Raw genomic sequence first — 24405 nt, forward strand, 5'->3', positions numbered from 1 at the left:
TGTACCATTATACCGAATGGTATACGCAATGCTTGTCTATCGATGAAAAAATTCCTTTGTTTTTTTGTCGAAAAAAAGAGCAGACCACAGGAGTCTGCTCTTTCTTATGAAGAAGAATTATGCATTAAGCAAGCTTTTCACTTTTGCTACTACATTTTCAACTGTAAAACCAAATTCTTTCATGATTGTTTCACCAGGAGCAGATGCACCGAAGTGATTAATACCAAGAACTTGTCCTTCGTCTCCAACATAGCGTTCCCATCCAAGTGTAGAAGCCATTTCAATACCTAAACGTTTTTTCACTGATTTAGGGATAACACTTTCTTTGTACTCAGCAGATTGCTCTTCGAAACGATCCCATGCAGGCATACTTACTACAGATACGTCAATGCCTTCTGCAGCTAATGCTTTTTGTGCATCTACTGCTAGGCTTACTTCAGAGCCTGTTGCAAGTATTAATGCATCCGCTTGGTCTTTACCAGCTTTAGATACAACGTACGCACCTTTAGACACGCCTTCGTATGCATTTTCTTTTGTACCTTCAAGCGTTGGCAAGTTTTGACGAGTCAATACAAGCGCCGTTGGGCGGTCAGTTGACTCTAATGCTAAGCGCCATGCAGCAGCTGTTTCATTTGCATCTGCAGGACGAACCACTGAAAGACCTGGCATTGCACGAAGTGATGGCAATTGTTCAATTGGCTCATGTGTTGGGCCGTCTTCTCCAACTGCGATACTGTCATGTGTAAATACATATGTTACAGGAAGCTTCATTAAAGCTGCTAAGCGAATTGCTGGGCGAAGATAATCAGAGAATACAAAGAATGTTCCTCCGAATACTTTTACACCGCCGTGTAGAGCCATACCGTTTAATGCAGCTCCCATTGCAAATTCACGTACACCGAACCAGATATTACGTCCGCTGTAATCAGCTGCAGTGAAGTCTTCTGAACCTTTAATCATTGTTTTATTTGAGCCAGCTAAGTCAGCTGAACCGCCGAAGAATTGAGGTACAGCTTGTGCTACTGCGTTTAATACTTCTCCAGAAGAAGCACGGCTAGCTAAGCTTGAACCCGTTTCGTATGCTGGAAGCGTTTCTTCCCAGCCTTCCGGTAACTTTCCTTCTACTGCTAGTTCAAATTGACGACCTAGTTCAGGATATTTTTCTTTATACTGTGCAAATACATCGTTCCATTCGTTTTCTTTCTTTTGGCCATCTTCAGCAATTGTAGCTTTGAAGTGAGCATACACTTCTTCTGGCACATAGAAATCTTCTTCAAATGTCCATGCATAAGCTTCTTTTGTTAATTTTGTTTCATCGGAACCTAATGGAGAACCGTGCACGCCAGAAGTACCCGCGTGGTTTGGAGAACCAAATCCGATTGTTGTTTTTACTTCAATTAGCGTTGGGCGTGTTAAATCGCCTTTTGCTTCTTCGATTGCGTTTGCAATCGCTGTCAAGTCATTGCCGTCTTCAACGCGGATTACTTGCCATCCGTAAGCTTTGAAACGATCTTCTACGTTCTCAGAGAACGAGCGATCTAAATCTCCGTCTAAAGAAATATCATTTGAATCGTATAAAACAACTAAGCGTCCTAATTTTAAGTGTGCCGCTAATGAAGCTGCTTCAGCAGATACACCTTCCATTAAGTCTCCGTCACCACAAATACCATACGTAAAGTGGTCTACAATTTCTAAACCTTCTTTGTTGTATGTTTCAGCTAAATGACGTTCTGCCATTGCTTTACCAACAGCCATTGCAATACCTTGTCCTAGTGGGCCAGTTGTTGCATCAACACCTGCTGTATGACCGAACTCCGGATGACCTGGTGTTTTACTTCCCCATTGACGGAAGTTTTTAAGGTCTTCAATTGATAAGTCATATCCAGCTAAATGAAGCAAGCTGTATAATAGTGCCGATCCGTGTCCTGCTGATAATACAAAGCGGTCACGGTTGAACCAGTTTGGATTCTTTGGATTGATGTTCATAAATTTTGTCCACAATGTATATGCCATTGGAGCAGCTCCCATTGGCATACCTGGGTGACCTGAATTTGCTTTTTCAATCGCATCGATTGATAAAGTACGAATTGTTGCAATCGAAAGATCTTCAATACGTTGTGTCATACTCTTCATTCCTTTCAAAACTATGTACATATGTTATCATACTAATGATTTGCTTATTTGTACAATACTTGAACCAAAAAAATTTCCACTTTTACAGTTTTTGTGCCCCTTATTAAAAATATACAAAAAACTAGAGGGAACACTCCCTCTAGTTTTACTAGAACGTCTTAGTGAAGACGCTTCTTTTTACTCTCTTTTAACTTCTTAGGCGTAACATCTTTACCTTCTTCGTCCACAACTTTAATCGTATGAAGGTGATTTGTCATAGATTGTCGGAAAACTTTTAAATATTCCTGACGTAGCTCTTGCTGTTCTTTCGCTTCAGATTCTGTCAGCCCTTCAGCCTTTGCCTTTTTTGAAAGAGCATTAATACGAGTAAGTTTATCTTTTGATAGCATATAAAACCTATCTCCTTATAATCAATAATTAAAATTACCGAACCGTTCCGGCAGCATGTAGTCATCTTACTAAATCTCTTTCGTTTTATCAAGAGATTGAGCACTCTCTTGATACTCTTGATAGCGGCGATGTACCGTCGCTTTTGAAATATTATAACCAAAACCTTTTAGCGTAACTGAAATTTCAGCAAAGGTTAAGCCGTTATGACGAAGGCGTACAATTTCTTCAATCGGCGCTTCTTTTTTTTCTCTTCCCGAGTTAACTCCTTGATTTTTTAAATTTTGCTGCGGACGATAGCCGTTTTCGACGGCTCTTTTCATTCCTCTTTTAATTTTAGCATTATGTAATTTTCGCTGATGCTCTTCCACTAAGCTAATAATATCTAACACCATCGAATCAGATTCTGAAAGCTGAAGCTGACCTTGATGACTAATCGTATAGATCGTAGCATTTTCTTTATGAAAAGCATGAAGCAGCGCAATTCGGGCATTTCCTCTGCCTAATCGTGTTTCGTCTTGAATGAGCAGCACAGATATTTTTTCTTCTTTCATTGTATGAAGAACATCCAAAATACCCTCTCTGTCTACGTCATATCCGCTTGCTTTTTCCATTACGACTTTTTTTACCTCTAGATGGTGAAGATCAGCAAGCTTTTTTAATTCTTCTTGCTGGCGCTGTAAAGATGTTTCTTGGGTTTTTTTATCCGTACTGACACGGCAATAAATAATGGCGTCCACTTTTATCACGACCTTTTCGGCTTCTAACAATATTCAGGAACGGCCGTTACACACTACTGTTCAATTGCCACTTGATTATGTAACTCTTTTTTTAAAACAGGAATATATAATTTATCTCCAGGAGATAAAGACTGGGCAGTGTCTGAGTTTAAATCATTGACGTCTTCAACCCATTTGACAAATTCATTGGTGGTCAAATGATGGTGATTATGATACTTGTTGGACAATTCCCAAAGCGTATCTCCTTTTGTAATAGTAACCGTTGAATATTTGTCTAAATCTACTTTATCCGCTCCTAAAACCAGCGTCAATACATATGTAAGTGCAGCGATAACTGCAAAAAAAATAGCGTAATGTTTCATAGAATGTAAGAATTGTTGCATATTATGATCCCCCTATCAGAATATATGTTCTTATTTTATTGAGAACATTTGTTTCTGTCAATGGAATTCTTCGAACTTATGTTTGTATATTGACACATCACGTGGTATAATTCACCTAAAGAATAGCTAAAATCGAGGTGAAAAATATGAAGCTATCAAAACGTCAACAAGACATACTAGATTTTATTAAGCACGAAGTAAAATTAAAAGGTTATCCGCCTTCTGTTCGTGAGATTGGGGAAGCGGTAGGATTAGCCTCTAGCTCCACTGTACACGGGCATTTAGCTCGTTTAGAAAGCAAAGGGTTAATTCGCAGAGATCCAACAAAACCAAGAGCAATCGAAGTTCTTCAACTAGACGAAGTAAACATCCCTAAAAGCAATGTCATTAATGTTCCTGTTATCGGTAAAGTAACAGCGGGTCTTCCTATAACAGCTGTTGAAAATGTGGAAGAATATTTCCCTCTTCCAGATAAATTCGTTTCTCCAGATGATCATGTATTTATGCTTGAAATTATGGGAGAAAGTATGATTGAAGCAGGTATTCTAGATGGCGATATGGTAATCGTACGTCAGCAGCAAACAGCTAATAATGGAGATATTGTGGTGGCTATGACCGAAGACAACGAAGCAACGGTAAAACGTTTCTTTAAAGAAGAAAATTTCGTTCGTTTACAGCCTGAAAATTCAACGATGGCGCCTATTATTCTTCGCCACGTAACGATTTTAGGAAAAGTAACTGGTGTATATCGCACAATTCACTAGTCAGACACTGTATGTAAAACCAACTAATCATGATGTTAGTTGGTTTTTTTACGTTTGTTTTCTAAAAAAATTGGCATATTATAAATGATACGCTGAATCATTGCAGGCAGGTAGAACGGTTTTTGTAAAGCTTGTTTTACCTTTTACTTTCTATCTGCATTTCCTCGACTCTTACAAGGAAATACAACCGACCATAAGAAGGATGTAGTTTATGACCAATACACCAAGGAAAACAGAACCATTTCAAACCATTGTACCTACCAAAGCAATGAACATGTTTCTTTTTCCTTTTTCCTTTGATCGAAAAAATAAAGAGCAGCTTGTTCATGCACTGGAAGTAAATTTGTTCGAGTTTTTTTCCATTCAAAACAAACATTTAGAAAAAGAATACTACGGAGAACAATATTACGTATCTCATGATAGCCTGGATCAATATTTTCTTCCTTACATTGAATGCATTCTATTCCCTGACTCGTGCGAAAAAGAAGGGTTGCTTCGATTTTCAAAAAAAATAGACCATACCATTACGTTACACACTTTCTCCACCACCGTGTCTAGCAACGTGCTGTCTGTGGATGTTTTTTTATGTCCTTTTGAAATTGGCGTCATGACCATTCGCACTGAGATGAGCCATAATCATTACACCTATGATGATATTTTAGAATTCATGAATCATTTTCGTGTATTAGAACCGAAGCTTGCTGAAGAGCATGGATCCACCATTACCTATGAACATCATCCCTATAGCAAAGTACAAGATTATATTTTTTCACAGCTCGCGCCATTTTTGAACGAACACATCAAAAAAGAAGCCACACCTGAACAGCACGTTGGGAGCCTTCCTTATTTTATCGATGAACGGATGTTTGTGTTAAGTTATGTAACGGTAAATCAAGAGCAAGAGATTAATTCCACAACTTTATTTCGTACTGGGCAGCTAAATAGTTATACGCCTGAGGGGAAAGCGTTTATTTCTGCACACAATCATGAGTATATTAAAACGTATAATACTAAACACGTGTATTCCAGATGGGCTCCTGAAACCTATTACGTCATAACAGACCATGTGTTTTCGTGTATTTCTAAATCGACAGACTCTAAAACAGATCAGCTTTTGATGAATCATTTATTTGGCCAGCATTACTATAATTTATTTTTACATTTTTTCTATAAAATCGTGTTGCTAAAACTATCTTATGAGTATTCTCAGCTCACGTTTCATAAAAATTCAGAGGGCATTGAACGACTAATCCGCTCTATTACCGTGTTTTCAGGTAAATATTTTTTTTTAGAAATTAGCTCTCGCACAGAAGGTCAAGAGTTTTCTGAGCTCTTTTAAAAAATTTTCCACATCAATTCTCTTTATCAAGAAGTCAAAGAAACCCTTGGTACTTTGTACCAAAATCAAGAGAAAATCGCAGCCAAGCGTCACAATTACTTATTATTAATTTTAACGATTTATACGGTTCTTTCCGGTATTTACGGAATGAATTTAGTTATTAGCAAACTAAAGGGAAACATCAATTGGGATAGTATGAAGCAGTTTTCTATCTTTGAATATATCGCTTTAATAGTAGCTCTATCAGGAATTCTGATCAGCATTAGTCTCGGAGTGAGTTCCCTATGGAATTTATTAAAAGATCGATTTAAAACATAAAAGCTGTTCGCATACGTATGGATGCAAACAGCTTTTTCTATTATGAAATCTTTTTCCTACTCGGCTTACCCTTTTATCAAACGTTATGCCGCTATTGTAATTTCAGAACAATCTAACATTATACTCTATAAGAAAAATATATACAAAATGATAAAATATGGTATCATAGGGTAGGAATTTTGTACCTTATCTATGAAATAATTTGCAGGAGGTAATATGCTTAACTCATTTTTATCCAAAAGCCTGATCTTTTTATGTGTCATTATTCTTACATGGTCTCTATGGGGCAGTTATAGTACGATGACAAATTCATTGGAATTAAAAGGCTTGGCTTTAAGTAATTCATTTATTATTGAAGGAATATTTATCACTTTCCTTGTCATTTTTCTAATAGCTATTGCAAGTAGATACATGAACAAAACTGTTTTTTTTATTTCACTGATCGTTTTGACCTTAGGTATTCGATTAGCATGGATGCTTTCTGTTCAAACGCCTGTAAAATCTGACTTTCTTGTCATGTTAGATGCCGCGCGTAATATAGCAAAAGGAAATTATGAATTTAACCAAAGCGTTTATTTCACTACATGGGTATATCAGCTAGGCTTTTCATTCTATGAATCTGTTATTATTCGCTGTTTTGGAGATAATATTTTTATATTAAAATTGTTAAATATTTTTTATTCCACTGGAACCGTTATTTTTATTTATTTAATTGGCGCTAAAGTATTTAACGAACTTGCTGGGAGAATGGCAGCTTTTCTGTATGCGTTCTACATTCCGAACATTCTCTATAGCTCAGTGTTAACTAATCAGCATTTAGCTACTTTTTTATTTTATGCAGCTTTTTACCTTATTATAAAAAGATTTGCTCATAACAAGTTTAGCTGGCTTTATATTGGCCTTCTATTGTCGTTAGGAAATTTAATGCGCCCTCTAGGACCCATTATTATCGTTGCTGTTTTCATTTATTTCATCTTGCAAATTCTTCAACCTTACATTAAAACGATGGATGCTGCTGAGTTAAAAGTTCGTCGAAAGAAAATAGGAAAAAACCTCGTAGGCATACTGGCTACTTTTTTTATTGCAAATGCGCTGATCAACTATTCTTTTGTAGCTAGCGGTATTTCTAAATATCCTTTAAGTAACAGAGATCCTTTATGGAAATTCGTCATTGGCTTTAATTACGAAACAAGCGGTTCTTATTCTTCAGAGGATGCTAGTCGTTTTATGGGTATGCCAATTGGAGAAAAACGAGCTGAAGCAGAAAAAGAGGTAATTAAAGAACGGGTAGCAGATAAAGAGCAACTTTTAGATCTCTTTCACATTAAATTCCTGAATATGTGGGGAGGAACGGATGCATCTACATTTTGGAGCATTTCATTAACTCCTCAAGAAGATGTACCTTTTAATAAAGAGAAATTAATTAGTGCTGCTCAAAGTTATGAAAGAATTATTTATTTTTCAACTACTATTCTTTCCATTATTGGACTTATATGTTTATTCCTGAAGAAGCAGGATAAATATCCGTATACACTGTTTTTATTACTAATCATAGGATACGTTCTTATTCACTTGCTTATTGAAATTCAAACTCGCTATCGATTCTTTATTTTTCCAAGCTTTATGCTGCTCGAAGGGTTTGGTATTTCAGTGGTTCTATCTTATTTAATAGTACGATTTACTAAAAATGAGCCCCAGACAAAATGTGAAGAGATAAATTAAATGGAAGGGATTATGCAACCGTGATAAAATTCCTGAAATTCGGATTTGTAGGTATAATGAATACCCTGCTCACTATTATCAGTTACTTAGCACTCATTCATTTTGATATGAATTATATATTGGCTAACGTACTATCTTATTTCATTGGCGTCATAAACAGCTACTATTGGAACAAATCGTGGGTGTTTCAAGCAACGGTACATAAATGGATGTTAGCTCAATTTTTCATCGTAAACCTTATTACTTTAGCAATTAATACAAGTTGCTTATTCCTTCTTGTACACTATACACCTGCTAATCCAATAATTGGACAACTGTTGTCTACTTGTATAGGAATGTTTATCAATTTTTTCCTTAATAAAATATGGACGTTTAAGCACACAAACAATCACTCGATAGGGGGTAAAGCATGAAAGAACTAATTTCAATTGTGGTACCTATGTATTTTGAAGAAGAAGTAGCTAATGAATGCTACAATCGCTTGCTTTCCGTGATGCATAAAAACCACATTAACTATGAATTCATTTTCGTCAATGACGGCAGCACAGACCGAACAATTGAAATCTTAAAAGACGTAGCAGCTATGGATTCTAACGTAAAAGTTATTGATTTTGCCCGTAATTTCGGGCACCAAACTGCCGTAACAGCAGGCATTGATTATGCTCAAGGTGATGCTATCGTTATTATTGATGCGGACTTACAAGATCCGCCAGAAATGATTCCCGAATTAATTGCTAAATGGCAGCAAGGCTATGAAATTGTATATGCAAAGCGCAAGAAACGAAGCGGAGAGACCTTTTTTAAATTAGCCACGGCTAAGTATTTTTATCGCTTTTTAAATTATATGTCCGATATCGAAATCCCTAAAGACACGGGAGATTTTCGTATTATCGACCGAAGAGTAGCGGATGTATTCAAAAAAATGACTGAACGCAATCGTTTTGTACGAGGAATGATGTCTTGGATTGGCTTCAGGCAAACATATGTAGAATATGAGCGCGATGAACGCTTTGCCGGTGAAACAAAATATCCTTTAAAAAAGATGATCAAGTTTGCTTCAGATGGAATTATTGGGTTTTCAACGAAGCCTTTGCGTTTAGTAATGGTTATTGGCTTGTTATCGGTTTTTGTATCACTTTTAGTTTTAAGTTATTCGATTGTTGTTTGGCTGATAGGTAAAAACATTCAGCCTGGCTGGACTTCTATTATGGTAGCTATCACCTTCTTTAGCGGTATTCAGCTACTTGGTTTAGGACTAGTCGGACAATACATCGCAAGAATTTACGATGAAAGTAAAAATAGACCTATTTACGTTGTACGTGAAACCATTAACTTCTCGAAAGCTTCAACAGATTCTCAAAACGTACGTGAAAAAGTATATAGCTAAAAAAACAAGGAAGAAAACGGTTGTTTTCTTCCTTGTTTTTATTCTTTTTGAAGCTGTAAATCACTTGGCACCCAGTCCGGAATTCCATCATCTTCATCAAATTCAATAATGACATCCGTTACTCCTTTTTCCTGTAAAATACGATTTTCCAGACGATCTTTAATATCATCAGCTTCTGCCACTGTTAAAGAAGGATCAATTTCTACTTTTAATTCAACGTGAAGCTCTTCTCCTTCTTTCATCACCATTAATGTTTGAATATCACGCACTTGTACATCTTGCATGACAATCGCGCCAATTTTTATTTCCATTTCTTTATCTGCTTCACCAAGCGCTCCAGCAGCATTATCTAAAAATACTCGTCCTACTACAAAAAACATCATAAGCCCAATTAAAATAGAAGCAATTCCTTCAGCTTGGTGAAAAGGTGTAAACCGTGAAATGAAAACGGCTATTAATGCCAATACGCCTCCTCCAGTAGCTACCAGATCTTCCATAAAGACCAGCTTGGTTGCTGGCTTTGCTTTCTTTAAATGAGCAAAGCTTTGCGTAAAAACATTAACTCCTGCAGTATTCATCCCGACATCGTGCAAAATTTCTTTCATTGCCTTAAATAGAACAAACATCTCAAGCAATACCGAGATGCCAAGTACTGCAATATTTAAAATAAAGCCTGAAGACTTGGTCGGATGAAGAATGTGGTGATATCCTTCTTTAATCGTTTCAAACGCCATGATCCCTACTACAAGAACCGCTCCTAATAGAACGAGATTAACCAATCGGCCGAAACCGTTTGGAAATCGTTTGGTCGGGGCTTTTTTACTTAATGCCGAACCTATAAAGACAAAAAACTGATTAGCTGCATCTCCTAAACTGTGCATCGTTTCAGCAAACATTGCTACATTCCCTGTTAAAGCGAAAGCAATTCCTTTAATGATAGAGATAATGGTATTAACTACAGCGGCCATGATGGCCGATTTATTTCCTTTTCGCAACAATTTAATTAATTCACTCATGCAATCCCTCCGTTTGCACCTTTGATGAGATTCGATTACGGTTAGTGTATGTGAATATAAAAATTAAAAACCTCCAACATACAAGTTGGAGGTTTTTAGTCATGTTTCATTATTTTTTAAAACGGTACGGTACAGTTGTAACAATTACATTTTTACGGTAAAGCAAATGTGCTTTTAACAGCAGACTGGACTGATTGTGAAGGATATTTTGCCAGCTTTTTTTCGTAATGAATTGCGGAATAACGACCGTAACGGCCATATTATTTTCCCGGGCTTTTTCCTCAGCCATATCGATGAATCGAAACAGCGGCCGCACTAAGCTGCGGTATTGAGAATGAAACGTAACAATACGAATATCTGGCTGCCACTTCTCCCACTTCTCTTCCATTCTCTTTTCGCCTTCTCGATCAAAGGCCACATGCACTGCAATAACGGTATCGCCAATCGTTCTTGCATAATTTAATGAATTTTCTACTACCTTTGTCATTCCTGCTACAGGAACAATGACCACACTTCCTTCAAGCTTTCCAATCTTTTCTCCTTGCTTAATGCGAAGCTGCTCTCCTACCGCTTCATAATGCGTATGAATGCGATGAAAAATATAGACAATAACCGGTAAGAAAATGAGCACGGACCATACTTGTGAAAACTTCGTTGTAAACAAAATGATTAGCACAGTTAAGGTAATAAGCGCACCAATTAAGTTAATGGTTAGCTTTCCTTGCCAGCCTGCCGGCTTTTCTCTAAGCCATTTGACAATCATGCCTGTTTGAGAAAGCGTAAATGGAATGAACACTCCAACTGCATAAAGAGGAATTAATTGTTCAGTCGCTCCTTTAAAAGCTACAATTAAGACAATAGAAGCAATTCCAAGGGTCACAATTCCATTTGAATAGCCTAGTCGATCGCCACGAATTTGAAACATTCTTGGCATGTATTTATCAGACGATAAGTTGACAGCCAGCAAAGGGAAAGCTGAAAAGCCCGTATTCGCCGCTAGCACTAGAATTAGAGCTGTTGTGCCTTGAATAAAATAATAAAATCCATTTCGTCCAAACACACTCGATGCAATTTGTGATACAACCGTTTCATCTGCTTTTGGAGAAATGCCAAGCCAATAAGCTAAAAACGTGATGCCCGAAAATAAAACGGCTAAAATACCGCCCATCAGCATTAATGTATGAACAGCATTTTTTGCACCTGGCTCTTTAAAGTTAGGCACTGCATTTGAAATAGCTTCTACACCTGTCAATGCCGAACAGCCTGACGAAAAAGCTTTTAATAATAAAAACAAACTAATACCTGGCACTACTGTACCGAGAGATGGATGAAGCTCAGGTGAAACTTGACCTGTCGCTATTTTAAACAAGCCTACCGCTATTAACAAAATAAGAGCAATAACAAATAAATAAACCGGATAAGCTAATACAGAAGCGGATTCTGTTACACCACGTAAATTTAAGACGGTAATAAAAATCACCAGCAAACACGCAATTACTACATTGTAATGATGCAGCGTTGGAAAAGCCGAAGTTAAAGCATCGGTTCCTGCTGAAACACTCACGGCAACTGTTAAAATATAATCTACTAACAGTGATCCCCCAGCGATAAGCCCAGGATTTTCTCCTAAATTGGTTTTCGAAACAATATAAGCTCCTCCGCCTTGCGGATACGCATAAATAATTTGACGATATGAAAGAATTAAAGCCGTTAGCAGTACCAATACCCCAATCGCAATTGGAATCGAATACCAATAGGCAAGGACGCCGACTGTTGCAAGTACAATCAAAATTTGTTCTGTTCCATAAGCCACTGAAGATAAGGCATCTGAAGATAAAATAGCCAGTGCTTTAAGCTTACTAAGCTTTTGATCGCCTAACTCTTTTGTTTTAAGCGGCTTTCCAATCAATAATCTTTTGAGAACTGAATAGTTCACGTAATTTCCCTCCGATGATTGCCTAGCTACTATTTACTGTTCATTGCTAAGCTCCGTTACAAGTTCACGAACAAGTGATATTATTCCTAAAAAATACCTTCTTATGTTAAAAAAGCGCACAAAAAAAACACTAAGGGTTCTCAGCGTTTTTACACAGCTTAAACCTCCTCTCCAAAACGCTTATGGGGTTAGCTGTCGGATTCGGGCTATGAGAGTAGCCCTACCTTTAAAAAAAGGATTCACCCCAAGTGACAATGCACAAATTTGGGTCCCCCACTTCTGACGAATTAAGCGATAACAGGTCAATATAATTTTCGGTTAAAGGGTATGATCGATAACATGTTTCTTTCATAACTATCCTTTGTTCTTAGATAATATACTCCCGTACAAATGGTTTGTAAAGCATTATTTTACGTAAACCATAAAATAGTGCTTAAGGCGCTTTTAACAGAAAAACAAAAGGCCTTCTGCCCGCTTACAGAAGACCTTTTTGCTTTAACTTTTTGCTTTTAAAACGGCTGCTAGCTTGTTTTTCGTTTGAGGACCATAAATGCCATCTACATCATAAGGAAGATACACAAGCTGAAAACGTCTTATTGCATCTTTCGTTTGAACTCCATATATTCCGTCTACTGACCCTACTTTAAAATTCACCGCATTTAATGCTCTTTGAAGCTGCTTCACAGCTTCTCCAGAATCACCTTGTTTTAAAATCCCATTTGGAAGTGGATATTGTTCCGAAGGTGGAGTAGGTGGCGGTGTTGGAGATGGGTTTGGTGAAGTCCCTGAAGGAATAACAATTGTTTTTCCAACCTGTAGTGTTAAAGGATCAGAAAGCCCTGTATTCGCTTCTTGAAGCGCTTGTACTGTTATGCCGTACTTCTGTGCAATACTGTACAGCGTATCTCCTTGCTTGATCGTATACGTTTTTGTACCGGGTTCAGAAGGTGATGGATTTGGTGTTGGTGTTGGAGATGGGTTTGGAACTGCACGACGAGGTAAATTCAAATATACGGCAATTCCTTTTGCATACGATTCACCCATACTTTTTAAAAAAGCTTCATTTTGGAGAAGTGCTGCATCTGTGCGGTTATCAATAAAGGCTATTTCAGTGAGTACTGCGGGCATATTTGTTAAGCGAAGCACCGCATAATTGGCTGATTTTCGACCGCGATTCGGATGATTATACGACAGCAGCGTTGGCTGTACTTGGCCGTGGACAATTGATTGAAACGTTTTACTGGCATTGCTAGCGCTTCTATAAACATAATCTTCATATCCTGTTCCTCCACCGGCATTTACGTGAATAGACATAAATGCATCTGCTCCCCATGAATTAGCTTGAGAAGCGCGCTGAGATAACGATAAAAAAGTATCTGTGGTACGAGTGGTTTTAATCGTAAAGTCACTGTACGTGCTATTTAAATAGCTTATTAAATATTGTTGAATTTTTAAAACTAAGTTTTTTTCATATAGTCCGTTCGCTCCGACTGCTCCTGCATCTGCCCCACCATGTCCTGCGTCAAGATAGATTTTTTTCATATTACTTGTCCCTCCTTATTGTTAACATATGCATGAGGGCAAAAAGTGCTACGTATACTAGCCTACTAGATGAAAAATTACTAAAAAAGGAGATTGAGCCATAACGAAATCACTCCAATCTAAAAACGAACAAATGGGATAAATGCTCTAGTATGGATTGCTTGTGACATCGCTGTTAATTTCCGTGCAAGGCTTCGCTTTCCGCGGGCGGCCGGTGAGCCTCCTCGTCGCTTACGCTCCTGCGGGGTCTCACCTATTCCGCTTTTTCCGCAGGAGTCTTCGCCTTGCCCTCCAATCAACAGCTAGAAGCAACTAAATAGATGAAATCTATGTTCACCCTACCAATAAAAAATCCGAACGATTCATCGTTCGGATCTTCCTCCACCTAACACTTTTGATCCAGCCTCTATTCTGGTTGATTAAAGTATCGATCGGGAGGGGTCTATTATTTATAACGTTAGGACCTATTTAAAAAGCAGAACGCCTATAACAATGAGAATAATCCAAATTGGAATGCTTATCAATATCCCTATCACTAAACCTTTAAAAAAATTTCCTTCTTTCATTTTATTACATTCCTCTCCAACAGTATTTTCTAACGATACTATGATTGGCTGAAAATTCTCTGAAGTTATACTGAAATACAGTGCAGAGTGAACACATAAACAATCTCACTATCTGTTATACACTACTTTTACTTATAGATTCAATGAGACAAAAAGCTTATCCTTTTTAATTCATGTAAATAAATTCTTTCTTGTATGTAACAAAACAATAAAAAAAGCTCCCTGTAAATTGTACAACAGGCAGCTTTTTTACAAACAAGCTATATATTCAATGTACGTATGCAGAGCGTCATTCATTTTGAAAAACAAAAAAGTCCGAGAGAACGTATAAACGATCTCTCGGACTGTTAGAAATTAATATTGGCTCATGTATTGGTCACGTTCCCAAGGATGAACTTGTGTACGGAACATATCCCATTCGATTTCTTTCGCTTCAACGAAGTGCTCTGCTAAGTGTTCACCTAGAGCAGAAACCATAACTTCGTTTGATTGGAAGCTATCTAAAGCTTGAGCTAATGTTGCAGGTAAATCTACGATACCTTCTTCAACACGCTCTTCTTTTGTCATTACATAGATATTACGATCGATAGGTTTTGGAGCTTCAAGGTTGTTCTTGATTCCATCTAAACCAGCTTTTAATAGAACAGCCATTGCTAAATATGGGTTAGCAGCTGGGTCTACGCTACGTACCTCAACACGAGTTCCTACGCCGCGAGAAGCTGGGATACGAATTAATGGGCTACGGTTGCGAGCAGACCATGCAACATAACAAGGAGCCTCATATCCAGGCACTAGACGCTTATAAGAGTTTACAGTAGGATTTGTTACTGCTGTAAAGCTGTGTGCGTGCTTGATGATACCTGCGATAAATTGACGAGCAGTATCACTTAGCTCTAGATTACCGTTTTCATCATAAAATGCGTTTTGACCATCTTTAAATAATGAAACGTTACAGTGCATACCTGAACCATTCACACCAAATAATGGTTTTGGCATAAATGTAGCATGTAAGCCATGTTTACGTGCAATTGTTTTTACAACAAGTTTGAACGTTTGGATATCATCACAAGCTTTTAATGCAGCAGCATATTTGAAGTCAATCTCATGTTGTCCAGGAGCTACCTCATGGTGAGATGCTTCAATTTCAAAGCCCATTTCTTCAAGCTCTAATACGATGTCACGACGGCAGTTTTCACCAAGATCAGTTGGCGCTAAGTCGAAGTAGCCACCTTTATCATTTAATTCTAATGTAGGTTCGCCTTTTTCGTCTAATTTGAATAAGAAGAACTCTGGCTCAGGTCCAAGGTTAAAATCAGTAAATCCTAACTCTTCCATCTCTTTTAACACACGTTTTAAGTTATTGCGTGGATCGCCATCAAACGGAGTTCTATCTGCATTGTAGATGTCACAAATAAAACGTGCTACTTTACCTTTTTCAGATGTCCAAGGGAAAATAACAAATGTATCAATATCCGGGAATAGGTACATATCTGATTCTTCAATACGTACAAACCCTTCAATAGAAGAACCGTCAAACATCATTTTGTTGTCTAACGCTTTTTCTAATTGACTTACTGGAATTTCAACGTTTTTAATTGTTCCTAAAATGTCAGTGAACTGAAGACGAATATACTTTACATTCTCTTCTTGAACTTTGCGGAAAATATCTTCTTTTGTGTACTTTGCCATCGTGTGATCCTCCCCTAAATCTCTATATAATATTTATAATCTATACCCCTCATATACGAACGGCATAAATATTGATAACTTTGTTAATGAAAGAACCTGGACATATCTCCTTGATTTAAAGTTGCTCGATTAAAACGGCCTGCTTGCATAAGTTCTGCACGAAGCATTTTTCGCAATTCATCGTCCGTTAATTCTGGCTTTGCTGTTTCTGCCACAACTTTTTCTTCTTGCTTATGCCCTTTTTGCTCCTTTTGAAGATGAAACAGCTGTTTTACACCTGCTAAGTTTACACCTTGTTCAATAAGATCACGGATTTCAAGCAGCTTATCAACATCGTTAAATGAGAATAGTCGTCGATTTCCCTCTGTTCTTACTGGTGCAACTAATTCATGTTCTTCATAGTAGCGAATTTGGCGAGCCGACAACTCAGTTAACTGCATCACAATTCCAATTGGGAAAAGTGGCGTATTTCTTCGAATGTTGTCACTCATTTCAGTTCCTCCTTTGGATTAACTATTTACATTGTATGCTATGTTAGTTCACCTGTCAACCGAATGTTAGTAATTCTAACATAAATTTTTCTGAACATTTCTTCTATACAAATAAATAGCGCTTCGTTTATTTTTATAAGCCTATCTTTTCTTTCTTAACGGGGAGAAAATAGTCTTTCTATCTTATATTTTATAAAAGTTCTTTCGTCAGCATTTGATCTACTGCCATGCATATTGCTACTTTTACGTGAGCATACGTTAACCCGCCCTGCACGTAAGCGACATAAGGAGGCCTGATAGGCCCATCTGCCGTCAGCTCGAGGCTTGCTCCTTGTATAAACGTTCCAGCTGCCATAATCACATCATCTTCGTACCCTGGCATATAAGCAGGATAGGCCGTTACGTGTGAATTAATTGGCGAAGCGAATTGAATAGCCTGACAAAAAGAAACCATTTTATCACGGTCATCGAACTGCACGGATTGAATTAAATCTGTTCGTTCACTGTCCCACTTCGGCTCGCTTTGCATCCCTAGCTCTTCGAACATAGCGGATGAGAAAACTGCTCCCTTTAATGCTTGACCGACTACGTGCGGAGCCAAAAAGAAACCTTGATACATTTCTTGTAAGCTATACAGCGTCGCTCCAGCTTCTGCACCGATTCCAGGGGTTGTCATTCGGTATGAACAAGCTTCCACTAGGTCTTTTCTTCCTGCAATATAGCCACCGATTTTAGCAAGACCTCCACCAGGGTTCTTAATGAGCGACCCCGCCATCAAATCTGCTCCTACATGCGTTGGCTCGATTGTTTCTACAAATTCACCGTAGCAGTTATCGACAAATACTATAACGTCAGGCTTAATACTCTTTACAAAAGAAATCATTTCTTTTATTTGCGCGACTGTAAAAGAAGGACGAATGCCGTAACCTTTTGAGCGCTGAATGCCTATCATCTTTGTGTGCTCATGAATAGACGCTTTCACTTCTTCAAAATCCACTTGACCTTGCGCTGTTAAATCTACTGATTTATAGCTAATATTATATTCTTTTAAAGAGCCTACACCGCTTCCTCGTATACCAACGATTTCTTCAAGGGTGTCATAAGGCTTTCCAGTTATATATAATAGTTCATCTCCAGGACGCAGTACACCAAACAGCGAAATGCCAATTGCATGCGTACCTGAAATAATTTGCGGACGCACCAGGCAAGCTTCTGTTCCAAAAACGTCCGCATATACTTTCTCCAACGTATCGCGGCCTAGATCGTCATATCCATACCCCGTTGTCGGATTAAAATGAGAATCACTCACTCGATTTTGCTGAAAGCTTTGCAGCACCCGAAATTGATTTGCTTCAATGCGCTCGTCAATTTTCTCATGTACGGGCTTAATTTGTTTTTCTACTTTTGCAGCAAGTTCCCGAATGCGTGCCCCGTTTTTTAACTGATCAAACATCATTTCTTTGTTCCTCAACTTTCTTCAAGCGTTTGTAGCTTTTTGTAAAGGGGATGCTCTTTTGCAATATACCCTTTGCACTGATACTTCTCAGTTTCTTCATTGAATTTTAACGACTCAAGAATAGAGACCGTTTTTAGTTCAGCGAGCATTTTTCCTTCATAAGCCGGCAGCAGCACATGAAAAAACGCCATTTCTTTTTTCATTTCTTCTTGAATTCTTTCCCCAAGCTTCACTAAATCAGTAGCTTTAAAAGCGCTCATTGATAACGATGTCGAAGCGGATGGGACAAATAGTTCATGTTGCATATCTTCTTTATTGTAAACTGTCAGCATCGGAATGTCCGTTACGTTCAGCTCTTCTAGTAAGCGATGCACTGTTTTTTCGTGGTTGTTGTAATCTGGATTAGATGAATCTACCACGTGCAGAACAAGATCAGCTTCGGTTACTTCTTCAAGTGTTGAACGGAACGCGGCTACTAACGTTGTTGGAAGATCTTGAATAAATCCAACCGTATCAGTTAACAGAGCCGTTAATCCTGACGGAAGCGTATACTGTCTTGTCGTTGGATCAAGAGTTGCAAACAGCTGATTTTCTTCAAAAATACCAGCTTCTGTTAAGCGGTTAAAGATCGTCGATTTACCAGCGTTCGTATAGCCCACAATCGCAATTTGATAGACATGATTACGCTTACGTCTTTCTCGATAACGTTCGCGGTGACTTACCACTGTCTTTAACTGACGCTTAATTTCATCAATTTTGCGGCGAATATGTCTGCGGTCACTTTCAAGTTTCGTTTCACCAGGACCTCTTGTTCCAATTCCGCCTCCAAGACGTGACAAAGCGGTACCTTGTCCTACTAACCTAGGTAGCAGATAATTTAATTGAGCAAGTTCCACCTGCATTTTTCCTTCTCGCGTTTGAGCACGCTGTGCGAAGATATCCAAAATCAGCTGCGTGCGGTCAATAATACGCGCAGATAACCCTGCCGACAAATTGCGGATTTGACTGGGTGACAATTCATCATTAAATACAATTAAATCAGGATCTAACTCTTCTTCAAGAGCCACAAGTTCTTCTACTTTCCCTTTTCCAATATAAGTAGCTGGATGAATGCGATCGCGCTTTTGTGTTAACCTTACCAGCACTTCACCTTTTGCAGTCTCAGTTAAAGATGCTAGCTCATCCATTGAATATTCAAAACGTTCGTCATCGTCATGAAGCTGACATCCGACTAAAATTACGCGTTCAAGTTCAGTATTCATTTCTGCTGTCAAAGATTTTTCCTTCCCTTACTATTAAATTGACAAATCATTCATATCATATCAAAAAAATGTCCATTTCTCCATCTTTGCAAAAGAGACAGAATACATTGTCTTTTACTAGTTTAACACCCTTTTTAAAATCTATAAAACGATGATTAAAAAAACATTGAAATATCACGAAATTCTGTATACAATTTGAATTGATTTACTTATCGAAATTTGAATCAGGCTACCTGATTTTAAAATAATAGTCGCTACTTGGTGAAAACAGAATAAAGGGGATAGCATCATGACTTGGGACGTACTTAGCATTATTGGAACGATTGCCTTTGCAATCAGCGGAGCTTTCATTGCCATGGAAGAGGAATATGATATTTTAGGTGTTTACATACTGGGAATCGTAACGGCTTTTGGCGGAGGAGCCATTCGAAACCTGCTTATCGGTGTACCGGTGTCTGCCCTTTGGGAACAAGGACTCTTTTTTCAGATTGCTTTATTATCTATCACTGCCACTTTTTTATTTCCAAACAATATCTTAAAACATTGGAAGCGATGGGGAAACTTTTCAGACGCCATTGGCCTTGCAGCATTCGCGATTCAAGGAGCGCTTTATGCCACTCATATGAACCATCCGCTTAGCGCGGTTATTGTAGCTGCGGTCTTAACAGGAAGCGGCGGGGGTATTATTCGAGATTTATTAGCACGTCGAAAGCCTACTGTTCTTAAAGATGAAATTTATGCGGTATGGGCGATTATCGCAGGATTTAGCGTAGGACTGCATATTACAAACACGCCTGTAGAACTTTATACGTTATTTATCTTACTTGTAGGTCTTCGGATGTGTTCATATATTTACAAATGGCGCCTGCCGATCAAAACGATTCGACAACCAAATATGTAGAAAAAAAGCCTTTCGTGACGAAAGGCTTTTTTTTACAGCTGAATATCGCTTGACGTTAAAGTGAGAAGCTCATTGCGCTCATAGCTTTCTTCTTCTAAAAGCCTCATGGATTGAGTACGTATGGAACGTTCGATAATGTTTCGTACATATCTACCGTTACTAAAATCCCTAGGCGTCTGATTGTACTTCACGTCCATGAAATGATCTTTTAGCTTTTTATAGGCCTCTGTACTAAACTGATACTGCCTATCATTCATCATGTGACCCGCAATGTCCATCAGTTCATTCACATCATAATCCGGAAAATCAAAAATAAACGGAAACCTAGAGCGCAGTCCTGGATTAAGACTTAAGAAATTTTCCATTTCTCTTGGATAACCAGCTAAAATCAATACAAACTTATCATTTGAATCTTCCATATGTTTGACCAATGTATCAATCGCTTCTTTTCCAAAATCTTTTTCTCCCCCTCTTGCAAGAGAATAAGCCTCATCGATAAATAAAATACCTCCAAGCGCTTTTTTTACAAGATCTCTCGTTTTCTGAGCGGTATGACCAATGTATTCTCCAACTAAATCTGCCCGCTCTGCTTCAATTAAATGTCCTTTAGACAAGATGTTCATATTCAAAAATAATTTACCTAGCAGGCGGGCTACCGTCGTTTTCCCTGTTCCTGGATTCCCTTTAAACATCATATGCAGCGCCTGCTTTCCCGCTTTTAAGCCCTGTTCCTCTCTTTTTTTGTTAATATATAACCACGCATATATTTCTTTTATCATTTTTTTCAATTCTTCCATTCCAACCAGTCCGCTCATTTCTCGTTCAATTTCCCGAAGCGGCTCATGATTTATCACAGCTTTTTTGGCAGGACGCGGAATTGATGTCGTATACGATTTTTCCTTTTTTGTTTCATTATTTAAAATGATATTAATTTGCCCATTATTTTTAAGAGTTATCGGCTGCTCCACCATGTTCACCTCTCGTTTCATCCCACTTCTCTGTATCGCATAGCTGCATGCGATGAACGATACGAAGACAATGATCTCTTATTACCGAAGAAATAATCGTCTATTATAAGGTTTATGTTCGATGAGTAAAAACAATGTTAAGAAACTTTTTTAAGCCTTTATTTGCATAAAAAAAGCATCCGATTATGCGGATGCTTCTCTTTAATCTCTATTCAAGTTCTACTGTAATATTTTTATTTGGTACAAATGTCGAAATAGCATGTTTATAAATCAGCTGCTGTTTTCCTTCAGATTCAATTAACACAGTAAAGTTATCAAATCCTTTAATTAGTCCTCTTAATTGAAAACCATTTAAAAGAAATACCGTCACATAGATATTTTCTTTACGTAATTGATTTAAAAATTGGTCTTGAATATTAACTGATTGTTTCATTATTCGGCCTCCTCGTTTCTCTATCTGTTTACTTAATTCGCTTCTTTCTTCAGCTTTCCTGCAATATATGTAAAAATTTCAGCAAACTTTTCGGGAAATTTGTCAACTTCCATCTCTATCCATTTTACAGGCATTTTATTTCGAAACCACGTTAACTGACGCTTTGCATATCTGCGGGAATTTTGTTTCAACTGTTCAACAGCTTCTTCGAGCGTACAGCGTCCTTCAAAATAAGCATACAGCTCTTTGTAGCCGATAGCTTGAATTGATTGTACATCATGCAGACCACTTTCGTACAATGATTTGACTTCATCAAGCAGTCCAGCCTGCATCATCATATCGACTCGGTGATTAATTCTCTCATATAATACGTCTCTATCCATTGTAAGTCCAATAATGCTTACGTCATATAATAACTCTTGCGACTGTTCTTTTGTATAGTCACTGAATTTTTTGCCCGTTACTTCATAAACTTCAAGCGCTCTGATTACACGGCGATGGTTATTTTTATGGATAGCAGCTGCACTGTCTGGGTCAATTTCTTTTAGCTTTTCATACAGGGGATCAATGCCATGAGCTTTAATAAATATTTCCATTCGTTCACGAACTTTTTCATCACTAGGAGTTTCTGTGAACTGATAATCATAAATAACGGATTGAATATAAAGACCCGTCCCTCCAACAATCATCGGCATTTTTCCTCTAGCATGAATATCATCGATTTGTTTTCTTACAATCTCTTGAAATTCTGCCACAGAAAACGATTCATCTGGCTCCTTAATATTGATCAGGTAATGGGGAATACCCTGCATCTCTTCTTCTGACACCTTCGCTGTTCCGATATCCATCCCTTTATAAATTTGCATTGAATCACCTGAAATAATCTCTCCGTCTAACTGTTTGGCAAGTTCAATGCTCAATTTTGTTTTACCAACCGCAGTTGGTCCAATAATGACAATAAGTTTTGGTTTCTCTCCCGTCATAACAACACTACTTTCATCTATAGGCATTCACATCATTCCATTTTATCCAAATGGCCATGATTTATTCAACAAAACGGCTAGCTGCAGCTAGCCGCATTGCCTACATCACTCGCTTAAACATTTTTTCCATTTCATACGTCGAATGATGAATAATAATTGGTCGTCCGTGCGGACACGTAAATGGATCTGTTGTTTTTCTCAACGTTTCAAGTAAAGCAAAAATCTCATCGTTTCGCAAATGATGATTCGCTTTAATCGATCCTTTACAGCTCATCATAATAGCTGCTTCTTCTCTTAACTTTTCGATATTGACTCGTTTCATCGTAAAGATTTGCTGAATCATTTCTTCAATGGTTTCCTGTTCCTCTCCTTTTGGAAACCACTGCGGATGCGAACGAACTATATAGGAGTTTTGTCCAAACGGTTCTAGAAAGACCCCTACTTCAGCAAGCATGTCTTTGTGCTCTTCTAAAATCAAGGCTTCATTTCCCGAGAACTCTAGCGTAAGCGGCATAAGCAGTTCTTGAACTTCTGAATCTACTTCTCCAAGCTTTCGCTTAAAATATTCGTACTTAATTCTCTCCTGCGCCGCGTGCTGATCAATAATAAATAATCCTTTTTCATTTTGTGCCAAAATATACGTTCCGTGCATTTGGCCAATTGGGTACATCGCAGGAACACGCGGTTCTGGCTGCTCTTTGGCTGAAAGGTTTGGTTCTGGAATAGGGACGTTTTCTTCCACCGATTCTTCATAGTGTTCTATTTCTCGAAACGTCGGTTCAAGTTCTTCATCTTGACGTATGACCTCTGTTTTAACAGGCGGCATGATCTCGTCTACACGAACGGGAGCCTCCTTAAGGCTAGGCTCGCGAACCGTATCAGACGGCTGATAGCCAGACGGTTTAGACCGATGATCAAATGTAAAGGTCTGCTGCTCAGTTGGCTGAACAGCTGATTTTGACTTAGTTGGTACTACAGCATCCGGAATTAACTGCTGCTTTTTAAAAGCAGCTTTCACTCCTTGTTCAATAAGTTCAAACAGCTCCGCTTCCTTACTTAAGCGCACTTCTAGTTTCGCTGGATGAACATTCACGTCCACTAACAAAGGGTCCATTGTAATGGTTAAAAACACGATTGGAAAACGGCCGATAGGTAAAAGGGTATGATAGCCCTGCTGTACCGCTTTTAACAACCCGTAGTTCTTAACAAAACGACCGTTAATAATGGTCGACATGTAGTTACGAGAAGCTCTTGTAATTTCAGGAAGAGCGACGTAACCATTCACTTCATAATCAAGAGACTGAACGTTAATCGGAATCATTTTTTTAGCCACTGCCATTCCATAAATAGCTGCAAGCACCTGGCGCACATCTCCGCTTCCGTTCGTATACAGAAGCTGTCTTCCTTGATGCATCAGCCGAATTGAAACTTCAGGATGAGACATCGCAAGACGATTGACTACGTCCGTTACGTTACCAAGCTCCGTGTTTACCGTCTTCATATATTTTAAACGTGCAGGTGTGTTAAAAAATAAGTTTTCAATAACAAGTTCGGTACCTTTTCGGCTTGACGTTAATTCGTGATGAACGATTTCTCCGCCTCTAAGTTTAAGATGAGTGCCGGCTTCTTCTCCCGTACTCGTTTTGAGTTCAAGCATTGAAACCGAAGCAATACTTGGCAGCGCTTCGCCCCGAAATCCTAACGTTCGAATTCGAAATAAATCTTGTTCTGTTTTGATTTTGCTTGTCGCATGTCTTTTAAAAGCAGTCAAACAGTCTTCAGAAGCAATGCCGTCTCCATTATCCAATATACGAATTTTTGAAAGCCCAGCTTCTTCTAGTTCAATTTCAATAACTGTACTGTTTGCATCAATAGCATTTTCGACTAGTTCTTTCACCACCGAAGCAGGTCGTTCAACAACCTCTCCGGCAGCAATTTTATTTGAAAGTTCGTCTGAAAGTTGCACAATTTTACCCACAGACTCACTCC

At 38.2% G+C, this 24405-nt stretch carries 23 protein-coding genes and 1 riboswitch; of the genes, 7 read left to right on the forward strand and 16 right to left on the reverse strand.

The window, feature by feature from the left end; genetic code table 11:
- Positions 1-117 precede the first annotated feature (117 nt).
- From tkt to yneA, 4 genes are all read right to left on the reverse strand, one after another.
- Positions 118-2124 (reverse strand): transketolase, encoded by a 2007-nt coding sequence (gene tkt / locus LIS78_RS20825; RefSeq protein ID WP_195782047.1) that lies wholly within the window; start codon positions 2122-2124, stop codon positions 118-120.
- Between the two features lie 167 nt (positions 2125-2291).
- Positions 2292-2522 (reverse strand): DUF896 domain-containing protein, encoded by a 231-nt coding sequence (locus tag LIS78_RS20830; protein WP_195782046.1) that lies wholly within the window; start codon positions 2520-2522, stop codon positions 2292-2294.
- A gap of 69 nt (positions 2523-2591) precedes the next feature.
- Positions 2592-3260, reverse strand: coding sequence for a YneB family resolvase-like protein (locus LIS78_RS20835; RefSeq protein ID WP_042991935.1), 669 nt, complete (start codon positions 3258-3260; stop codon positions 2592-2594).
- Positions 3261-3313: 53 nt separating this feature from the next.
- Positions 3314-3643, reverse strand: coding sequence for a cell division suppressor protein YneA (yneA, locus tag LIS78_RS20840; protein WP_013084723.1), 330 nt, complete (start codon positions 3641-3643; stop codon positions 3314-3316).
- A gap of 146 nt (positions 3644-3789) precedes the next feature.
- On the opposite strand from yneA, the gene lexA reads away from it, so the two are divergent.
- The 6 genes from lexA to LIS78_RS20870 all read left to right on the forward strand — a co-directional run bounded on the left by lexA (position 3790) and on the right by LIS78_RS20870 (position 9173).
- Positions 3790-4407, forward strand: a complete 618-nt coding sequence (gene lexA / locus LIS78_RS20845; RefSeq protein WP_013058778.1) for a transcriptional repressor LexA — start codon at positions 3790-3792, stop codon at positions 4405-4407.
- 211 nt (positions 4408-4618) lie between these two features.
- A complete protein-coding gene (locus tag LIS78_RS20850) occupies positions 4619-5746 on the forward strand; it encodes a hypothetical protein (RefSeq protein WP_252284298.1) in 1128 nt (375 codons plus the stop codon).
- Between the two features lie 54 nt (positions 5747-5800).
- Entirely contained in the window at positions 5801-6064 is a 264-nt protein-coding gene (locus LIS78_RS20855; protein ID WP_252284299.1) for a hypothetical protein, read from the forward strand.
- A gap of 216 nt (positions 6065-6280) precedes the next feature.
- Positions 6281-7786 (forward strand): glycosyltransferase family 39 protein, encoded by a 1506-nt coding sequence (locus LIS78_RS20860; RefSeq protein ID WP_252284300.1) that lies wholly within the window; start codon positions 6281-6283, stop codon positions 7784-7786.
- A gap of 20 nt (positions 7787-7806) precedes the next feature.
- Positions 7807-8199 carry a GtrA family protein gene (locus LIS78_RS20865; RefSeq protein WP_042452636.1) on the forward strand — a complete coding sequence of 131 codons (393 nt, stop codon included), beginning with the start codon at positions 7807-7809 and terminating at the stop codon, positions 8197-8199.
- The gene (locus LIS78_RS20870) at positions 8196-9173 is read left to right on the forward strand and encodes a glycosyltransferase family 2 protein (protein ID WP_252284301.1); all 978 of its coding nucleotides are present in this window, start codon (positions 8196-8198) and stop codon (positions 9171-9173) included. Before LIS78_RS20865 ends, LIS78_RS20870 begins: the two co-directional genes overlap by 4 nt.
- A 38-nt stretch (positions 9174-9211) precedes the next feature.
- On the opposite strand, the gene LIS78_RS20875 is transcribed toward LIS78_RS20870, so the two are convergent.
- From LIS78_RS20875 to hflX, 8 genes are all read right to left on the reverse strand, one after another.
- Complete coding sequence (locus tag LIS78_RS20875) at positions 9212-10189, reverse strand: cation diffusion facilitator family transporter (protein ID WP_195782042.1); 978 nt, start codon at positions 10187-10189, stop codon at positions 9212-9214.
- A 109-nt stretch (positions 10190-10298) separates the two neighbouring features.
- On the reverse strand, positions 10299-12125 hold the full coding sequence (locus LIS78_RS20880; protein ID WP_195782041.1) for an APC family permease: 1827 nt from the start codon (positions 12123-12125) through the stop codon (positions 10299-10301).
- Between the two features lie 162 nt (positions 12126-12287).
- A riboswitch (cyclic di-AMP (ydaO/yuaA leader) is annotated at positions 12288-12429 on the reverse strand.
- 191 nt (positions 12430-12620) lie between these two features.
- The gene (locus LIS78_RS20885) at positions 12621-13667 is read right to left on the reverse strand and encodes an N-acetylmuramoyl-L-alanine amidase (protein ID WP_252284302.1); all 1047 of its coding nucleotides are present in this window, start codon (positions 13665-13667) and stop codon (positions 12621-12623) included.
- A gap of 119 nt (positions 13668-13786) precedes the next feature.
- Positions 13787-13966 carry a hypothetical protein gene (locus LIS78_RS20890; RefSeq protein ID WP_195782039.1) on the reverse strand — a complete coding sequence of 60 codons (180 nt, stop codon included), beginning with the start codon at positions 13964-13966 and terminating at the stop codon, positions 13787-13789.
- 621 nt (positions 13967-14587) lie between these two features.
- Positions 14588-15922 (reverse strand): type I glutamate--ammonia ligase, encoded by a 1335-nt coding sequence (glnA, locus tag LIS78_RS20895; RefSeq protein ID WP_013084732.1) that lies wholly within the window; start codon positions 15920-15922, stop codon positions 14588-14590.
- Between the two features lie 83 nt (positions 15923-16005).
- Positions 16006-16413 carry a MerR family transcriptional regulator gene (locus LIS78_RS20900; RefSeq protein ID WP_014458504.1) on the reverse strand — a complete coding sequence of 136 codons (408 nt, stop codon included), beginning with the start codon at positions 16411-16413 and terminating at the stop codon, positions 16006-16008.
- A 190-nt stretch (positions 16414-16603) separates the two neighbouring features.
- Positions 16604-17866, reverse strand: a complete 1263-nt coding sequence (locus tag LIS78_RS20905) for a methionine gamma-lyase family protein (protein ID WP_209151771.1) — start codon at positions 17864-17866, stop codon at positions 16604-16606.
- 14 nt (positions 17867-17880) lie between these two features.
- On the reverse strand, positions 17881-19143 hold the full coding sequence (gene hflX / locus LIS78_RS20910) for a GTPase HflX (protein ID WP_374726307.1): 1263 nt from the start codon (positions 19141-19143) through the stop codon (positions 17881-17883).
- A 277-nt stretch (positions 19144-19420) separates the two neighbouring features.
- Here hflX and LIS78_RS20915 point away from each other — a divergent pair, with 277 nt between their 5' ends.
- The gene (locus LIS78_RS20915) at positions 19421-20032 is read left to right on the forward strand and encodes a trimeric intracellular cation channel family protein (RefSeq protein WP_013058789.1); all 612 of its coding nucleotides are present in this window, start codon (positions 19421-19423) and stop codon (positions 20030-20032) included.
- 32 nt (positions 20033-20064) lie between these two features.
- Here the strand turns inward: LIS78_RS20915 and spoVK are convergent, their stop codons facing one another.
- The 4 genes from spoVK to mutL form a co-directional block, all read right to left on the reverse strand.
- Positions 20065-21021, reverse strand: a complete 957-nt coding sequence (gene spoVK / locus LIS78_RS20920) for a stage V sporulation protein K (RefSeq protein ID WP_013058790.1) — start codon at positions 21019-21021, stop codon at positions 20065-20067.
- Between the two features lie 187 nt (positions 21022-21208).
- Positions 21209-21433 carry an RNA chaperone Hfq gene (hfq, locus tag LIS78_RS20925; RefSeq protein WP_013058791.1) on the reverse strand — a complete coding sequence of 75 codons (225 nt, stop codon included), beginning with the start codon at positions 21431-21433 and terminating at the stop codon, positions 21209-21211.
- A gap of 32 nt (positions 21434-21465) precedes the next feature.
- A complete protein-coding gene (gene miaA, locus LIS78_RS20930) occupies positions 21466-22416 on the reverse strand; it encodes a tRNA (adenosine(37)-N6)-dimethylallyltransferase MiaA (RefSeq protein WP_252285365.1) in 951 nt (316 codons plus the stop codon).
- Positions 22417-22516: 100 nt separating this feature from the next.
- A complete protein-coding gene (gene mutL, locus LIS78_RS20935; protein ID WP_252284303.1) occupies positions 22517-24394 on the reverse strand; it encodes a DNA mismatch repair endonuclease MutL in 1878 nt (625 codons plus the stop codon).
- Between the last annotated feature and the right edge of the window lie 11 nt (positions 24395-24405).

The sequence above is a fragment of the Priestia megaterium genome, assembly GCF_023824195.1.
Classification (GTDB): domain Bacteria; phylum Bacillota; class Bacilli; order Bacillales; family Bacillaceae_H; genus Priestia; species Priestia megaterium_D.

Bases quoted from the DNA above. Each gene is read 5' to 3' on its own strand.
- tkt (WP_195782047.1), bottom strand. From the start codon at position 2,124: ATGACACAACGTATTGAAGATCTTTCGATTGCAACAATTCGTACTTTA.
- LIS78_RS20830 (WP_195782046.1), bottom strand. From the start codon at position 2,522: ATGCTATCAAAAGATAAACTTACTCGTATTAATGCTCTTTCAAAAAAG.
- yneA (WP_013084723.1), bottom strand. From the start codon at position 3,643: ATGCAACAATTCTTACATTCTATGAAACATTACGCTATTTTTTTTGCA.
- lexA (WP_013058778.1), top strand. From the start codon at position 3,790: ATGAAGCTATCAAAACGTCAACAAGACATACTAGATTTTATTAAGCAC.
- LIS78_RS20850 (WP_252284298.1), top strand. From the start codon at position 4,619: ATGACCAATACACCAAGGAAAACAGAACCATTTCAAACCATTGTACCT.
- LIS78_RS20860 (WP_252284300.1), top strand. From the start codon at position 6,281: ATGCTTAACTCATTTTTATCCAAAAGCCTGATCTTTTTATGTGTCATT.
- LIS78_RS20870 (WP_252284301.1), top strand. From the start codon at position 8,196: ATGAAAGAACTAATTTCAATTGTGGTACCTATGTATTTTGAAGAAGAA.
- LIS78_RS20875 (WP_195782042.1), bottom strand. From the start codon at position 10,189: ATGAGTGAATTAATTAAATTGTTGCGAAAAGGAAATAAATCGGCCATC.
- LIS78_RS20885 (WP_252284302.1), bottom strand. From the start codon at position 13,667: ATGAAAAAAATCTATCTTGACGCAGGACATGGTGGGGCAGATGCAGGA.
- glnA (WP_013084732.1), bottom strand. From the start codon at position 15,922: ATGGCAAAGTACACAAAAGAAGATATTTTCCGCAAAGTTCAAGAAGAG.
- LIS78_RS20900 (WP_014458504.1), bottom strand. From the start codon at position 16,413: ATGAGTGACAACATTCGAAGAAATACGCCACTTTTCCCAATTGGAATT.
- LIS78_RS20905 (WP_209151771.1), bottom strand. From the start codon at position 17,866: ATGTTTGATCAGTTAAAAAACGGGGCACGCATTCGGGAACTTGCTGCA.
- LIS78_RS20915 (WP_013058789.1), top strand. From the start codon at position 19,421: ATGACTTGGGACGTACTTAGCATTATTGGAACGATTGCCTTTGCAATC.
- spoVK (WP_013058790.1), bottom strand. From the start codon at position 21,021: ATGAAACGAGAGGTGAACATGGTGGAGCAGCCGATAACTCTTAAAAAT.
- hfq (WP_013058791.1), bottom strand. From the start codon at position 21,433: ATGAAACAATCAGTTAATATTCAAGACCAATTTTTAAATCAATTACGT.
- miaA (WP_252285365.1), bottom strand. From the start codon at position 22,416: ATGACGGGAGAGAAACCAAAACTTATTGTCATTATTGGACCAACTGCG.